We start from the raw sequence: 14,749 nt of genomic DNA, 5'->3' as shown, positions 1-14,749 counted from the left end.
CACCAGCCGCACAAATCCGCCCCGAACCTTGCCGATTGGGGCCCTGATAGGGCCGTCCTATCACCGGTTGCCATCATCACAGCCGCCGCACAGGCGCCGACACTCGCCTTGACGACTCACCCCCCACCTAGGAGTCATCAATGCGTACGTCCTTTTCCCTGTCCGCCCGTTCGGCGGTGACAGTCGGTCTCGGTGTCGCGGCCCTCGGCTTCGGCACGGTCGCTCCGGCGACGGCGGCCCCGGCCGCCCCCGTGCAGGCCGGTTACGTCGTCAAGTCAGTTGAATCCGACGGCAGTCGGGCCTTCTTCGAGGCCGTCCTGAAGTCGGTCGCCGAGAAGCGCGCCGCGAACCCGAGGGCCGCGGCCGTCACCGTCACCTACGACGCGTCCGCCGCGCCCACGTTCAGCGCCCAGATAGCCCGCAGCACCGATATATGGAACGGCTCGGTGTCCAACGTGAAGTTCCAGGAGGGCTCCGACGCCGACTTCACCTACCGCGAGGGCAACGACTCGCGCGGCTCCTACGCCTCGACCGACGGTCACGGCAACGGCTACATCTTCCTCGACTACGCGCAGAACAAGGAGTACGACTCGACTCGCGTCACCGCGCACGAGACGGGGCATGTGCTGGGGCTGCCGGACCACTACGAGGGGCCGTGCAGCGAGCTGATGTCGGGCGGCGGGCCCGGCCCGTCCTGCACGAACTCCGTCCCGGATGCCAACGAGAAGGCCAAGGTCGAGCAGCTGTGGGCCAACGGGTTCGCTGCCGCGATGGACAAGGCTCTGCACAAGGCCGGTCGCTAGCAGCGCCGGTTCTCCAGGACCCACCCCCCACATGGCGCGGTCGCCCTCCTGCACGGGGCGGCCGCGCCGGCTTGTGGTTCGCCCAATAGCTCGGGTGGCTTGTGTGGTCGTGCGGCTCCGGGTTGTTCGTGGTTGATCGCGCAGTTCCCCGCGCCCTTTGGGGCGCTTCAGTGCGGGGACGCGATCGCGCGTGCCGCTGCTACCTCTTGCCGTAGGGGCTCCAGGACGCTGTCCGCCGGGCCGGTCAGGTCGGTGCGGACCTCGTACAGTGTCTCGGCATTCCGTACCCCCTCCGCCAACTCCCGCAGCTGACGCACCACTTGGGTCACCTCCGCCGCTGATGGCCGAGTCGCGCCGTATTTCACCCGTACCCGTGCCGCCGTCGTCGCGTCCACGATGCGTTCCACGGCGACGACCAGGGGCCACCAAGCGGCGGCGCGGCGGCCGGTGGGCGGGGGTTCGGTCAGGGCGCGTTGGAATTCTGTGCGGATGGCGGAGAGATCGCGGTAGAGGCGGCGGCGCATGCGGGCGCGGGCCGGGGGGTCGACGGCGTCCGGGCCGAAGGCGCCCTCCACATAGCGCGCCGTGTCCTCCACGGCGTCCGCGAGCCGGTCGCCGACACGGGTGTGCCAGCTCTCCGGCCAGAGTAGATATCCGGCGACGAGGGCGATCGCGCATCCCATGAGGGAGTCGACGAGGCGGGGCAGCAGCAGGGCGGTGCCCTGGCGGTTCAGGACGTCCGACAGGAGCAGGATCACCGGGGTGATGGCGGCCGTCTGGTAGCCGTACCCGCGCGGGGTGAACGCCGGGATCAGCGGGGCGAGCAGGAGCAGCACCGGTACGTCCCACCAGCCGCGCGGCACCTCCGCGAGCACCGCCGCCGCGATCACCAGCCCGCCGACCGTGCCGAGGGCGCGCAGCAGCGCGCGGGAGAAGACCGAGCCGAAGTCGGGCTTGAGGACGAAGGTGATGGTGAGGGCGACCCAGTAGGAGCGGGGGACCGGGATGAGGGACACCAGGATCTGGGCCAGCCCGATGCACAGGGCGAGGCGCAGGCCGTAGCGCCAGGAGGCGGCGGAGAGCGTCACGCCCCGCAGGGCGCGGGCGGCGCGGGTGCCGAGTGTGGCCGGCCGGCCGAGGCGGTCGTCGATGCCGCGCGGGTCGACGTCCGGGCTGGTGACGACCTCGGCGGCGTGGCGCAGGGCGTGGTCGACGGCGCGGGCGGTCTCGGTGGTCGGGGTGGGGAGCTTCGGGCCGGTCGGTCCCGGGTGGCCGGTCTCGACGGCGGCGGCGAGGTGCCGTACGGCGTCCGGGACCTCGGGTGGGAGCGGGGTGCCGCTGAGGTGCGCGGCGGGGGCGGCCTCGACGACGGGGGTGATGGCGTTCAACTGGGCCAGCAGCCGGGTCAGTTCGGGGCTGCGGCCGTGGTGGCGGGCGCGGTGGGCGAGGACGATGTCGTACGACTGGTTCAGGGACCGGGTGACGTTGTGCCGGGCGTCGTCGTACGCCTGCGTGCTGCCGCCGCCGCACGTCGCCAGCAGCTCGGCGACCGTCCGGTAGGTGTCCGCGACCGCGGCCCGCTCCGGCACCCCCGACCGGAGCGGCCAGGCGAGCAGGGCGAGGAGCAGGACGAGCAGGCCGCCGCCGGACATCAGCAGCGGCGCGAGCCACCAGTCGCCCGGCATCGGCAGGCCCGCGCCGACCACGCAGGTCAGCAGCAGCACCAGGCCCGCCGCGGAGGCGACCGCGCCGATCGTCGAGATCATCCCGGAGACCAGCGCGACACCGGTGACCGCGGCGACGGCGACCCAGCCGTGCCCGTACACCAGGGAACCGACGGTGACGCCGACGGCGCCGAAGAGCTGCGGGATCGCGATGGTGGGGATACGGACGCGGTACGCGGCGGCGGTGTCGCTGATGACGCCGTTGAGGGCGCCCATGGCGGCGAGGGCGCCGTAGGAGGGGCGGTCGACGGCCAGCCCGATGGCCAGTGGGAGGGCCATCGCGAGCGCGGCGCGGGCCACGGCCGGCCAGTTGACGGGGGCCGGCTGGGGCCGGAGGTTCCGCACCAGCCAGTCGGGGGGTGTGCGGCCGATGGGGAACTCGCGGGACATGCGGCCCATTATGAGCACCCTCGTTCAGCTCGTCGTCGACGTCATCCGCGCTGGTGAAGCGTGACGTCTACGAGCAGCGCGCGATGGTCGGTGCCGGGCAGGTCGAGGAAGCGGGCGGTGCGGGCGGAGAGGTCGGCGGTCAGGAGCACGTGGTCGATCTGCACGCCGAAGGCCGGTGTCGTGCGGGCCGGCCAGGTCGGTGTGCGGTCGTGGCCGGTGAGCCGGGCGGCGTCGCGCAGGCCGGTGTCGAGGATGCGGCGGAAGGCGGCGTGGTCCTGGGAGGCGTTGAAGTCGCCGGCGAGGACGAGGGGCGTCCCGCCGTCCCCGGCGTTCCCGGCGGCGAAGTCGCGCAGCTCGCCGAGCTCCCGGCGCCACAGGTCGGTCCGGCCGGGCAGCGGCGGCACGGGGTGTGCGAGCTGGAGCCGTACGACATGCCCGCGTACGTCGGCGACGGCGCCCGGCATGGCCATGGTGCCGGGGACCGGGTCGGTGGGGTCGAGCGGGAAGCGGCTGAGGACCACCGACCCCGCCGAGCCGCCCGCCACCTGTGCCGCCCGGTGCGGATAGCCGGTGCCCAGGGCTTCCCGGAGCGTGGCGTCGCAGGTGTACTCGCACTCCTGGACGAACACCAGGTCCGGCTTCTCCCGGCGGACGGCCGAGACGAGGGCGTCGGTCGCGTGCCCGAACTCGACGTTCGAGGTCAGCACCCGGAAGGAGACGAGCGCGGGCCCGCCCGGCTCACCGGTCTTCCCGTACGGCTCGATGAACCAGGCCAGCAGCCCGCACAGGGCGACGGCCCACACCACGCCGAACCACCGGCGCGAGAACAGCGCGAGCAGCAGCCCGAGTCCGGTGGGCACCAGCAGCCACGGCAGGAAGGCGAGGAGCTGCGGGACGGGGGTGATGCCGTCGGTGCCGGCGACCCGGCAGCCGACGACCACGCTGACGCCCAGGAACAGCAGACCGGCCGACCAGGTAGCCGCATTCTTCAAGGCCCGGCCTCCGCTCACGGGTGGGATGCCCGAATCCTCCCTCAAGGACGAGGGTTGTGGGGCGAAGGTTGCGCGGAGGCGGATCGGAGGTGCCGTATCGGAGGTGCCGTATCGGAGGTGGCGGATCGGAGGCGGCGGGATCGGCGGAGGCGGAGCGGGAGGGGTCCCGGCCGTGCGTGCCGATGATGAGCCGTCGGTCACCGCTGTGGAACAAGGAGATCCGCGATGACGCCCGTACAGGTCAACTGGCTGACCCTGGTACTCGCCCCCCTCGCCGTCGTCGGGCTGGTGGTCGCCTTCACGGCGGCCCGGTCGGCGGCCAAGAGGGGCGAGCCGATGCCCGGCTGGGGGAAGGCCGTCCAGGGGGTGGCGATCGCCTTCGTGCTGCTCGTGGCCCTGATGAACATGACCGCGAGCGGGTCGTGAGGGGGCGGGACAGCACGTGGGGCAGCACGCGCAGCGTCATGCGTCGACGCGGGCCAGGAACGCTCGCAGCGCCTCGTTGAACGGGTAGGCGTCGTCGGCGCCCACGACGACCAGGGGGGCCGTGACCCACAGGTCGAGGGCCCCGGAGAGATCCGGAGCCCTCGACGTTGCGGCTGCTTGTCAGTTCAGGTGGTTCAGGCGGCGGCCTCGGCTTTCGGCGATGCGTAGGGCGTCCCGCAGTGCCTCGGTCAGGCGCTCGGCGAGGTAGCGGAGGTCGCCGGGCTGGGTGTGGGGGAGCAAGGCGAGGGCGTGGTCGACGAGTTCCTGGCCCATGTCGAGCTGAATCGACTCCGTGACGTCGGCACATCGGGAGACCGGTCCGCCGTCGTCATCGGTGACCAGGTAGCAGTGCTTGCCGCCGGGGCCGGACCTGGGAAGCAGACGGGGTTCTTGCGGCATCAGGCCACCTCCAGCCCGTGAATCCCATACGGGCCGGGCATGTCCTGGCCCAGCGCGGCGATGGCCAGTTCCCGCCGGCGCTGACGTTGCTCATGAGCGGCCAGATACGGACGTACGGATCTGACCGCCGAAGCGTCCAGCGGGGTGTCGTCCTGGGCGTAGGGGCTGCGGTGGGGTGGGAGCGGCGGGGGGCAGGTGCCGAGGGAGGTCGACGGGCAGGACCCCGGGTGGCGACGGCATGGGGCCGGGCGGCGCGGCGTGCCCCGTCAGCAGGAGGGACGTCCAGGTGACGAGTCGACGGACAAGGTCGGTCATGTCATCCGCTCCGAATCGCTTTGGCTGGTGGCCGCGCCCCCGGACGGCAGCATCCGTCGCGGGGGTCTCGCATGCCCGGCGAACGATGGGTTCGTCCGAGCCGAGGTCGGCCTGGGTTCGTTCGTTGCCGAGCGGCCCGAGAATGCGGGCACTGGAGGAGACGCGTAGGCAGGGCGGCGCACAGAGGGACCGGCTCAGCTCAAGGCCTTGCCCACCTCGTAGATCGTCGGCCGGTCCTCCGGAGCATGGCTGAGCATCGCCTCGATCAATTCGCCCAGCTCGCCGGGTGCCTTCACCGGTCGGCGGCGGCCGCCTGCCACAGCTTCTCTCTGGACGGGACGTGGAGCGTCGTCCGGGTACTCGACCGCCCGCCGGCCGGTGGCGGAGATGAGCAGGGAGGCGCCGAGCGCGTAGACGTCGGCTTCCTGCGTCGGCTCGGCTTCCCCGATGGCGAGCACGCTGCGGGCGATCTCCGGTGCCTCGTAGTGCACGAGGCAGCCGCGGAACGGGAAGTCGTACGCCTCGGGCACCTGTCCGCCCCTCGCAAGGGCGAGGTCGATGAGGTGAGTCCGCTCCGGCCCGATGATGAAGTGGGCGGGCTGTACGTCACCATGCGCCCAGCCCTTGGCATGGAGTCCGGCCAGCGCCTCGACACAGCTCAATGCCACGCCGGTGTGCGGTGCGACGGATGAGCCCTGCCTACGGCAGGGCTCCCACAACCCGTACAGGTCCGGCCCTTCACACCACGGCTGGAAGCTCCACGTCCCGCCCTCCCACTCGCCGTACGCGAAGTCGGCGAAGCCGAGGTGATACAGCACGGCACCCTCGCGCGCAGGCGCAAGAGCGGTCCAGGGCTGGGCGGGCCAGTCGGCCGTGGCTTCGATCGGATAGCCGACTTTCACGGCGTGGTGGCCCCGAGGACCCTCCACCTCCCAGACCATGGAGCCCCGACGATTGAGCACCAGGCGCCAAGCCGTGGGCATGAGCGCGTCGAGCACCACGATCGGCAGTTCAGGGGTTGAGCCGGACAGCGTCTCTTCTCCTTCCGAGCGAACGCGGCCGACCACGAGTCGAGGCCGGCCGCGTGGCTGATGTCGTGGGCTACGCCTGACCGTACGGGCGGCCACAGTCCGAGTCGCACTGAGCGAGGTTCGCGCCGTCAACGGTCCACAGGTCATCGAAGACCATGCACCCAGCCGCCTTCATGGCACGCACCGAGACGGCCACCATCTCTTGGCCTGGGCGCCGTCTGCTGTCCGAACGTGATCATTTGGTTCGTCGCAGTCGTGTAGGTGGTGCCTGGTGCCGGAGGTGCTCGGTTTGCTGGAGGCCAGAGAGAAGAGCGGTCCGTGATGGCCCGCCGCCACTGGCGGAGCCGCCCTGAACTGGCGCGGAACTTCGCGGTAGTGGAACCTGCCGCTCACCAGAACAAACGCCCAGTTGCGACGTCTGGTTGGCATTGCCGTGCAGCCGATCGACTGTCCGCAGTGTGGACGCTTTCGCGGTAGTGGAACCTGCACACCTCCGTCATCATCTATGCCATTGCCTTTTCCTGCCCATTTTGATGGTGCATCAGATCTTCGCTCAGATGTTGCTCAACTCCCGTGATCTTTGATCACGGCCATGATGCAGTTCACCTCAAACGCCAGCCCGCATTCGCAAAGCTGGCGGAACTGAGGGGGCTTCATGCAGAGAAGATCCAGCGTGCTTGTCGGCGTCACCGGGCTGCTCATGTTGGCGACCTCCGTGCCGGCCTTCGCCGCTGATGAGCCCACGGCCGGGACCAGCCGTGTGGCGCCGCCCATAGTCGCGGACGATGCGCCTGTCGAGCCGGGAAGCGTGACCGACAATCCGAGTGCAGGCGCGGTGACCGGATCGGACAGCAGCGGAGCGCTTGAGGAGGACGCCCCGATTCCGGGCGAGACCGAAGAGGCCATCGAGGCCACCGATCCCGTATTCCCGGGCAAGCCCGGCGACGAGCTGTTCCCCAATGGGCCAGTCTGCGATAGACAACAGTTCGTGCACGTCACCAAGAACACGAAGAACACGATGTCGGTCAAGTACAAGACCTTCGTGAAGGAATGACCTGTCCTATTCGGTCGACTTCAAGTTCACGTCCAAGAAGTCGGGCACGACAACCATGGGTGCGTCGATCACCGTCAGTGGCTCGGTCAAGGTGTTGTGGCTCGGCAAGTTGGAGGTCGACGTCAACGGCAGCGTCAGTAAGAGTTGGACATCTGAGCTCGGCATCGAGACCGGCGGCAAGGTGAAGGCCCGCTCAACGGTCAAGGGCGACTACGGCATCATGAAGGAGAACGTGTATGGCTACGTCGCGACGCGGTACGGCAACTGCCAGCTCAGCGACAAGCAATACATGAACGTATGGGCTCCCTATCGCGAGGGTTGGCGCCTCTACAGCTGACCCGCACGCCGCCACTGAGCGCCTCGTCGTGACCGTTGGTACCAGGACGCGTCCACGCCTACCTCAAGGATTCATCGCATGCGCCGACATGTTGCCGCGCCGGTCCTGCTGGCCTTTCTGATCGCCGGGTGCGCAGCTGACGATGGTGACGCCAGCTCGCAGGCCCCAGCCTCTTCGCCGTCGAGCGCTGCAGCGGCGAGCCCCGGCAAGGCCCCCCGAGACCCCCTGGCCCTGCCAGAGAAGCCTGATTTCCTGCTGCCGGTGACCAATGGCACGGACAGCCGCGCGTTGCCGGTGTTCACACCGGCCGAGAAGGTCTATACCATCCACGCCCTCTGTACAGGCAGGGGCACCGTGACGATTCAGTACGGTCCCAGGGATTCAGACCCTTCCAAGATCACATGCGGTGACCCGGTCACCATAGGACGCGTCTACACCGCGCCCAGCGAACAGAAACACCTGTCCGTAAAGGTCAACGGCACCGGTGTGCACTGGTCCATGGCCATCCTGTCTGGCACTCACGCCATGTGATGACCGAAGACGGTACTGCTCCGAATGACGGCCACGCTGACGGCAACGACGGCATACGGGGACCGACGACCATGAGCGTCAGCGACCAGCCCGGAACAGGGCGGAGCCCTCGCCTAACCAGCTGCCCGAGCCTACGGATCAGAAGGTTGCAAGTTGGAATCCGGCCGCGTGAGCCAGGCGAGGGGGGCGCCGGAGGGGTCTGGGGCCTCAGGTGTTGACCAATGAGCCGCTGGTTCAGTCGGTTCGGTTCCCGTGGCCGTCTGCCGTGGCTTTCGGCAATGTGGAGTGCCTTGGTCAGCTCTCGGCCAGGAACCGGAGTTCGCCCACCGGGGTGGCGGGAGCATCTCGCCGACGTGGGAGAGAAGCTCACGGCCCATGGCCAACTGGATGAACCCGTGACGTCGGCGAGGCGGGACGCCGGTCCGTCGTTTGTGTCGGTGAGTAGGTAGCAGGGCTTGTCTTCGGGGGCGAACCACGGCAGGGGGCGGGATGCGCGGGTCATGAGGCGACGTTCCGCCCCATGGGTCGAGTAGGGGCCGAGCATGTTCTGGCCCAGTGGCTGCCAGGGGCACTTCGCGGCGCCGCTGTCCGGTAAGTGACCGTTCCCCTGTTATCGGCTGTCGTCGACGCAGGTCAGAAACTCCCCCAGTGCCGCGTTGAACTCCCCCGCCCGCTCCAGGTTCGGCATGTGTGCCGCCCCCTCGATCACCCGCAGTGTCGAGTCGGGGAGCGCCGCGTGCATCGCCTCCGCGTCCGTTACGGGCGTGTAGGCGTCGTCGGCGCCCACGACGACCAGGGCGGGGACCGTGACCCGGGTCAGGAGGTCGCGGTAGTCGGGGCGTTCGGCGCGGCCGCGCAGGGCCGCCGCGGCGCCCTCGGGGGGCGTCGCCGTCATCATGCGGTGGACGTGGGCCTTGACCTCGGCGTCCGCGTACGGCGCGACCATCTTCTCCAGCACCTCGTCGGCGTATCCGCGCATGCCCTCGCGCAGCAGCCGGTCCGCCATGGCGTTCCGCGCCCGCTTGCCCTCGGTCGTCTCCGCCGCCGGGAAGGTGTCCGCGAGGACCAGGCCCCGGATGCGGTCGGGAAAGCGGTCGTAGCACTCCATGACGATCTGGCCGCCCATCGAGAGGCCGGCGAGGACGAAGGTGTCCACCTTCAGGTCGTCCAGCAGGGCCTCGATGTCCCGGGCGAAGTCGGAGAGGGGGGTGATGCCGGGGACGACCGGGGAGGCGCCGTAGCCGCGCAGGTCGGGGGCGACGACCCGGCGGTCGGCGGAGAACGTCTCGATCTGAGGGGTCCACATCGTGCGGTCGAAGGGGTGGCCGTGGACGAGGACGAGGGGGACGAGGGGAGTCGGTGAGCTATCGACGCCTTTGTCCTCGAATGCGAGGAAGGGGCTCATGTGGACGACCCTAGATCGGCTCAACTCCTCGGTGCAATAAGATCTTTGCCCTCGGTGCAATGTCAGGGTGTCAGGGTGTCAGGGTGTCAGGGGGATGGCTCGTGGACGACTACCGGCGCCTCGCCGACCGCATAGCCGACGACATCACCGCCGGACGGCTTGAGCCGGGTCAACGGCTGCCTCCGCAGCGGGTGTTCGCGCGGCGGCGCGGGATCGCCGGGTCGACGGCGGGGCGGGTGTACGCCGAACTCGTCCGGCGGGGGCTGGTCGTCGGCGAGGTCGGCCGCGGCACCTTCGTACGGGCCGCTCCGGCGGGGACGGGGCGGGCGCTCGTCGAGACCGGAGCCACCGAGGCGCCGGTCAACCTGGAGCTCAACTACCCCTCCGCACCCGGCCAGTCGGAGCTTCTCGCCCCGGCCCTCGCCCCGCTCCAGCGCCCCGACGTCCTGACCGAGGCCCTGCGCCCGGCCGCAGCCAACGGCACCCCCGCGGCCAGACAGGCGGCGGCCGCCCTCCTCGCCACCCCCGGCCGGCGCCCCGCCCCCGACCGGATCCTGTTCACCGGCAACGCCCGCCAGGCCATCGCCGCCACCCTCGCCTCCCTGGTCCGGCCCGGCGGGCGCCTCGGTGTCGAGCCGCTGACGTATCCCCTGGTCAAGGAGATCGCCGCCCGGCTCGGCATCGCCCTGGTCCCGCTGGCGGCGGACGAGGGCGGGGTGCGCCCGGAGTCCGTCGCCGCCGTGCACCGCCGTACCCCGCTGTCCGCGCTCTACCTCCAGCCGACGCTGCACAATCCGACGTCCCTGACCACGAGCGGCGAGCGGCTGCGCCAACTGGCCGCCGCCGTCCGCGCCCTGGACATCCCCGTCGTCGAGGACCGCATCTGGTCCTTCCTCACCGACGACGACCCCCTCGCGGCCCACGCGCCCGACCTCACCCACGTCGTCGACGGCCTCTCCAAGCGCGTCGCCCCCGGCCTCACCGTCGGCTTCGTCGTCGTACCCGAGGCGCGCCTCGGGGCGGTGGCGGCGGCCGTACGGTCCGGTGGGTGGAGTGCGGGGCGGTTCGCGGTGGAGGCGGCCACGCGGTGGATCGGGGACGGGACGGTGCAGCGGCTGGTCGCGGCGAAGCGGGCGGACGCGGCGCGCCGACAGCGGATCGTGGGCGAGGAGCTGCGCGGATTCGTCGTACGGTCCGATCCGCGCGCCTATTTCGCCTGGTGGGAGCTGCCCGCCCCGTGGCGCGCGGACACCTTCACGGCCGCCGCGGCCGCGCACGGCATCGCGGTGACGCCGGGCCCCGCCTTCGTCGTCGACCCGAACCGCACCCCGGACGCCGTCAGGCTCGGGCTCGCGTCGGTTCCCGAGCCGGATCTGCGGCGGGCGCTGCGCACGCTCGCCGGCGTCGCGCGAGGTACTCCGTGAGCCGGCAGACCAGGGCCACCGCCAGGCCGAGGGCGATCAGCAGCCAGGACACCGTGCGCAGGGTCTGCGTCAAGGCGTCGTAGACCGCGCCCGCCGCCGGGCGGTGGGCCGCCTCGGGCAGGTCGGCCAGCGTGAACCGGCGGCCGATCGCCACCGCCAGGGCCAGGAACGCGCCGCCGAGGGCCGTGCCCAGCGCGGTCGCCGTGACCGCGCGGCGGCGACAGGCGGCGACGGCGATGCCGGTCGCGGCGAGCACGGCGGCCGAGACGGGCAGCCAGAAACCGGCGACTTCGAGCACGGCGTACCCCTTTCGGAGCCGGTCCAGTCGGTGGGCCGGGAGCACCGGGACCTCGGTGTGCTCGACCGGGATGCGGTGCGCCAACGAGACGTGGTCGGCGATGAGCTGGTGTTTGACCTGGGCGGTGATGGGGGCGACGTCGACCGTGACGGTGCGGTCGCGGCCGTCCCGCAGGGCGCTCAGGACGGCGTCGTGGACCGCCCTGTTGCCCGCGTCCCACGCCGTGCGGAAGGCCTCGGTCCGGGTGAACGAGCGCACCGCGTCGTGCACGAAGGGCCGCATGGTGCGCAGCTCGGGCGAGACGGTGGATTCGGCCAGCCTGCGGTCGACCTCCTGCGTGATCCCGGCCCCGACGGTGTCCGCGACCGCGCTCTGCACGGCCGGATCCGCGGCGAGCGGCGCCATCGCGGTGACGTACCGGCCGGTGTCGGCCAGCCCGTACGTCACCCAGGCCGCCAGGACGCCGAACGGCACGAGGAGGCACGACAGGGCGATCAGCGCTGCCGACAGGGCGTTCCGCAGACGGGTGAGACGGGTGGGCACGTCTTCAGGCAAGGGCCATCCGGGCGGGCGGGCCAGCGGTGTGCCTGCATACGGCGGCACTGTTCCGCTCTCCGGTGGAGCGTTCACCCGAACGGGTGTCTCATGGAGCAGAGGAGCCAGGAGCGCGAGGAGTGCGAGGACGCTCCCGGTTCCGTGGGTGGATGAAGGGGAACGGGTCGGCCCCGGCCCAGTGATGGCCGGGGCCGATCTGTGCTTGCGTGCGTCAGCCGCGTATGTCGTCCACGTCCGTCAGCCGATGTCCGTCAGCCGATACGGCGGCCCTGTGCGTCCTCGTGCGTGTAGTAGCGGTAGAACAGCACGGCGAAGAAGACCGCGCCGATCACCAGCCCCATGAGCGCGGACCTGAGGGCGGTCTTGTCGGTCTCGCTGTACAGGAACCCGAACGCGCTGCCCGCGAACGCGGCCCACAGGATCGCGTGCACCTCGCGGATGGAGCGTTCGGCGATCCAGCGCACGGCGACGTACAGCACCATGAACACGGCCGCGGTGACGAAACCGAAGAGCAGGTTCCAGCCGGTGATCTCACCGCCGGAGCGCCGGTTCGCCGCGGCCCAGTAGCCGTAGACGAGCCCGAGGACGATCGGTACGGCGATGCTCGCGGCGCGGTGCGTCCGCGCGCTGAAGACGTCGGGCAGGCCGCTGGTGCCGCTCGTGCCCGTCCTCGCGGTCCTCCTGCCGGGTGCGGGTGCCGCATGAGCCATGAGAGCACTCCTCTCTCCTCGCCCCCGCCATCCAGGGCACACCTGAGGGCCGCCCTTCGGCAAGTCGTGGGAAGCCCGGGTACCCGGATGCGGCCCGCCGAACGCCGTGCTTCGCTGAAGCCCATGAGGGCCGTAAGCGACGGTGGAGCCGGCCCGCGGGGCGAGGGGCGTCGGCCGCAGCTGCTGCGCGTGCGCGGCCGCAGCGTCGCCTGGGTGCCGCCGCTGCTGTTGCTCGTCGGCATCGTGGCGGTCGACTTCGAGACCAGCAGCGACTTCCGGATCCTGTCCTGGATGGTGCTGGTGCCCGGTATCGCCGCCGCGATCTGCGGGGTGTGGGGGACGGCCGTGTTCGCGTTGCTCGCGCCCGCCACGTACGTCGCCGCGGACGCCGTGCTGCCGCACGAGTACCAGGCCGGCCTGCCCGACCTCGTCCTCGCCGGCATCGGCGGTGTCCTCGCCACGCTGGCCTGCGCGGTCCGGGTGCGCGGGGAGCAGCGCATGCTGCACATGCAGGACGTCGCCGAGACGATCCGGCGTACCGTGCTGCGTCCGTTGCCGGCGGGTTGGGGCGGCCTGGACCACGCGGCGGTGTATCTCGCGGCCGACAGCGAGGCCAAGGTCGGCGGCGACTTCTACGACATCCAGATCGGCCTGCACGGCACCCGCGTCATCCTCGGCGACGTGCAGGGCAAGGGGCTCGGCGCGGTGGAGGCGGCGGCCGCGCTGCTCGGCACGTTTCGTGAGGCCGCCTATCACGAGCCGGATCTGACGACGGTCGCCGTACGTCTGGAGCTGCGCATGCAGCGGCACATCCGGATGGGGACGGCGCTCGGCAAGGAGGAGGGCGACCGTTTCGCCACCGCCGTCCTGCTCGGCTTCCCCGAGGAGCGGCGGGACGCCATGGACGCCGTGGTCCTCGGCCACGAGACCCCGCTCGTGGTCTGTCCCGACGGTGTACGGTCCCTGCCGCCCGACCGCGGACTTCCCCTCGGCTACGGCGGACTCGCCCCCGCCGACGGGCCGCCGCCGGTGCTGCGGGTGCACCTGGCACCCGGCGAGACGCTGCTGCTGACCACGGACGGCGTCACCGAGGCCCGGAACGGGGACGGCGCCTTCTATCCGCTCGCCGACGAGGTCGCCGCCGCCGTCGCGGCCGACCCGGGGCTCGCGCAGCCGCGGCGCCTGGTCGCCTTCGTGCGGGAGCGCACGCTGCGGCACTGCGGGGGGCATTTGGAGGACGACACGACCGTGTTCGCGGTGCGGCGGGGGGACGGGGCGCGGGGGAACGGGATGCGGGGGAACGGGATGCGAGGGGACGGGGCGCGGGGGAACGGGATGCGGGGGAACGGGATGCGAGGGGACGGGGCGCGGGGGAACGGGATGCGAGGGGACGGGGCGCGGGGGAACGGGATGCGAGGGGACGGGGCGCGGGGGAACGGGATGCGAGGGGACGGGATGTGAGGGGACGGGATGTGAGGGGACGGGATGCGGGGGAATGGGGACGGAAATGGACGTTTGCGGTCCTGAGATCCCCCGTTCGCAGCCGCAGCGGTTACGGTGCTGCCGTACGTGATCGACGGGGGATGGGGAGGGACCGATGCCCGGAACCGTGCTGCTGCTGGCCGCCGCACCGGCGGCCAAGGGCTGTCTGGTGGACGCCGCCTCCGTGCTCCCCGTCCTCGCCGCGGTCCCGCCGACGGTGCTGTCCGGCACGGACACGGCGAACGTCGTGGAACTCGCCGACCCCCTGGAACCGCAGGCCGTCCTCACCCGCCTGCGGGCCGCCGCGGCCGCCCCCGCCCCGCTCACCGTCTTCGTCACCGGCCAGCTGCAACTGGACCGCCGCCAGCACCTGCCCCACCTCGCGCTGGCCCGTACGACGCCCGCGACCGTCCGCTACACCGGCTTCCCCTGGCACTGGTTCCGCGAGGAACTGCGTCTGCGCGCACCGGGCTCGACCACCCTCCTCCTCGACCTGCACGCCGACGCCGAGGCCTGGGAGTGGCTCCTCGCCCACCCCCTCGACTCGGGCCGCAACAACACGGTGTACGGCCGCATCGCGCCCCCGCCGAACCGCCGCACGGTGGCGACGCCGGCCTACATGAAGGCCGTCGCCACCCTCCTGCGCAGCGGCCTCCGCCCACCCCTCGACCAACTGCACCAACAGGCCCTGTCCCGAATCGCCCCCGACTCCGGCCCGGGCACCGACATCATCCTGACCGCCCAGGGCCCGACCCAGTTCCCTGCACCGACCCGCGCAGCGACCCCTGCACCGAATGCCGCGCACAGCTCCAC

14 protein-coding genes and 1 pseudogene are annotated in these 14,749 nt (G+C 71.4%); 8 read left to right on the top strand and 7 right to left on the bottom strand.

Features of this window, described 5'->3' with window-relative positions; genetic code table 11:
• Positions 1–140: 140 nt before the first annotated feature.
• Positions 141–803 (top strand): snapalysin, encoded by a 663-nt coding sequence (gene snpA / locus QQM39_RS21625; RefSeq protein WP_301998928.1) that lies wholly within the window; start codon positions 141–143, stop codon positions 801–803.
• A 167-nt stretch (positions 804–970) separates the two neighbouring features.
• On the opposite strand, the gene QQM39_RS21620 is transcribed toward snpA, so the two are convergent.
• Both QQM39_RS21620 and QQM39_RS21615 read right to left on the bottom strand, forming a co-directional pair.
• The gene (locus tag QQM39_RS21620) at positions 971–2,917 is read right to left on the bottom strand and encodes an FUSC family protein (protein ID WP_301998926.1); all 1,947 of its coding nucleotides are present in this window, start codon (positions 2,915–2,917) and stop codon (positions 971–973) included.
• Between the two features lie 41 nt (positions 2,918–2,958).
• Positions 2,959–3,909, bottom strand: coding sequence for an endonuclease/exonuclease/phosphatase family protein (locus QQM39_RS21615; protein WP_301998924.1), 951 nt, complete (start codon positions 3,907–3,909; stop codon positions 2,959–2,961).
• A gap of 225 nt (positions 3,910–4,134) precedes the next feature.
• Between QQM39_RS21615 and QQM39_RS21610 the strand changes: the two genes are divergently transcribed.
• Positions 4,135–4,335: a hypothetical protein gene (locus QQM39_RS21610; protein WP_301998922.1), complete on the top strand. Its 201-nt coding sequence runs from the start codon at positions 4,135–4,137 to the stop codon at positions 4,333–4,335.
• A 180-nt stretch (positions 4,336–4,515) separates the two neighbouring features.
• Here QQM39_RS21610 and QQM39_RS21605 read toward each other — a convergent pair whose 3' ends face one another.
• On the bottom strand, positions 4,516–4,794 hold the full coding sequence (locus QQM39_RS21605) for a hypothetical protein (protein ID WP_301998920.1): 279 nt from the start codon (positions 4,792–4,794) through the stop codon (positions 4,516–4,518).
• A gap of 509 nt (positions 4,795–5,303) precedes the next feature.
• Complete coding sequence (locus QQM39_RS21595; protein WP_302003672.1) at positions 5,304–6,140, bottom strand: protein kinase; 837 nt, start codon at positions 6,138–6,140, stop codon at positions 5,304–5,306.
• Positions 6,141–6,813: 673 nt separating this feature from the next.
• Here QQM39_RS21595 and QQM39_RS21590 point away from each other — a divergent pair.
• The 3 genes from QQM39_RS21590 to QQM39_RS21580 all read left to right on the top strand — a co-directional run bounded on the left by QQM39_RS21590 (position 6,814) and on the right by QQM39_RS21580 (position 8,062).
• Complete coding sequence (locus QQM39_RS21590) at positions 6,814–7,194, top strand: hypothetical protein (RefSeq protein ID WP_301998918.1); 381 nt, start codon at positions 6,814–6,816, stop codon at positions 7,192–7,194.
• Positions 7,195–7,249: 55 nt separating this feature from the next.
• Positions 7,250–7,531 (top strand): hypothetical protein, encoded by a 282-nt coding sequence (locus tag QQM39_RS21585; RefSeq protein WP_301998916.1) that lies wholly within the window; start codon positions 7,250–7,252, stop codon positions 7,529–7,531.
• A gap of 78 nt (positions 7,532–7,609) precedes the next feature.
• On the top strand, positions 7,610–8,062 hold the full coding sequence (locus tag QQM39_RS21580) for a hypothetical protein (protein ID WP_301998914.1): 453 nt from the start codon (positions 7,610–7,612) through the stop codon (positions 8,060–8,062).
• 610 nt (positions 8,063–8,672) lie between these two features.
• Here the strand turns inward: QQM39_RS21580 and QQM39_RS21575 are convergent.
• Positions 8,673–9,467 (bottom strand): alpha/beta fold hydrolase, encoded by a 795-nt coding sequence (locus tag QQM39_RS21575; RefSeq protein WP_301998912.1) that lies wholly within the window; start codon positions 9,465–9,467, stop codon positions 8,673–8,675.
• 101 nt (positions 9,468–9,568) lie between these two features.
• Here QQM39_RS21575 and QQM39_RS21570 point away from each other — a divergent pair, with 101 nt between their 5' ends.
• A complete protein-coding gene (locus QQM39_RS21570) occupies positions 9,569–10,891 on the top strand; it encodes a PLP-dependent aminotransferase family protein (RefSeq protein WP_301998910.1) in 1,323 nt (440 codons plus the stop codon).
• Here QQM39_RS21570 and QQM39_RS21565 read toward each other — a convergent pair.
• Positions 10,806–11,732: a hypothetical protein gene (locus QQM39_RS21565; protein WP_301998908.1), complete on the bottom strand. Its 927-nt coding sequence runs from the start codon at positions 11,730–11,732 to the stop codon at positions 10,806–10,808. The genes QQM39_RS21570 and QQM39_RS21565 overlap by 86 nt on opposite strands.
• 263 nt (positions 11,733–11,995) lie before the next feature.
• Positions 11,996–12,454 (bottom strand): hypothetical protein, encoded by a 459-nt coding sequence (locus QQM39_RS21560; RefSeq protein WP_301998906.1) that lies wholly within the window; start codon positions 12,452–12,454, stop codon positions 11,996–11,998.
• 123 nt (positions 12,455–12,577) lie between these two features.
• On the opposite strand from QQM39_RS21560, the gene QQM39_RS21555 reads away from it, so the two are divergent.
• A complete protein-coding gene (locus QQM39_RS21555) occupies positions 12,578–13,915 on the top strand; it encodes a SpoIIE family protein phosphatase (protein WP_301998904.1) in 1,338 nt (445 codons plus the stop codon).
• Between the two features lie 136 nt (positions 13,916–14,051).
• Positions 14,052–14,675, top strand: a pseudogene (locus QQM39_RS21550) (hypothetical protein); the annotation flags it as partial.
• Positions 14,676–14,749 lie beyond the last annotated feature (74 nt).

Source organism: Streptomyces sp. DT2A-34 (assembly GCF_030499515.1).
In the GTDB taxonomy this organism is placed as follows: Bacteria; Actinomycetota; Actinomycetes; order Streptomycetales; family Streptomycetaceae; genus Streptomyces.
The sequence above is the reverse complement of the archived record's forward strand: the minus strand, read 5'-3'. Positions and strand labels throughout refer to the sequence as shown.

Coding starts and splice junctions, on each gene's coding strand:
- snpA (WP_301998928.1), top strand. CDS start 141: ATGCGTACGTCCTTTTCCCTGTCCGCCCGTTCGGCGGTGACAGTCGGT.
- QQM39_RS21610 (WP_301998922.1), top strand. CDS start 4,135: ATGACGCCCGTACAGGTCAACTGGCTGACCCTGGTACTCGCCCCCCTC.
- QQM39_RS21620 (WP_301998926.1), bottom strand. CDS start 2,917: ATGTCCCGCGAGTTCCCCATCGGCCGCACACCCCCCGACTGGCTGGTG.
- QQM39_RS21585 (WP_301998916.1), top strand. CDS start 7,250: ATGGGTGCGTCGATCACCGTCAGTGGCTCGGTCAAGGTGTTGTGGCTC.
- QQM39_RS21560 (WP_301998906.1), bottom strand. CDS start 12,454: ATGGCTCATGCGGCACCCGCACCCGGCAGGAGGACCGCGAGGACGGGC.
- QQM39_RS21605 (WP_301998920.1), bottom strand. CDS start 4,794: ATGCCGCAAGAACCCCGTCTGCTTCCCAGGTCCGGCCCCGGCGGCAAG.
- QQM39_RS21555 (WP_301998904.1), top strand. CDS start 12,578: ATGAGGGCCGTAAGCGACGGTGGAGCCGGCCCGCGGGGCGAGGGGCGT.
- QQM39_RS21575 (WP_301998912.1), bottom strand. CDS start 9,467: ATGAGCCCCTTCCTCGCATTCGAGGACAAAGGCGTCGATAGCTCACCG.
- QQM39_RS21580 (WP_301998914.1), top strand. CDS start 7,610: ATGCGCCGACATGTTGCCGCGCCGGTCCTGCTGGCCTTTCTGATCGCC.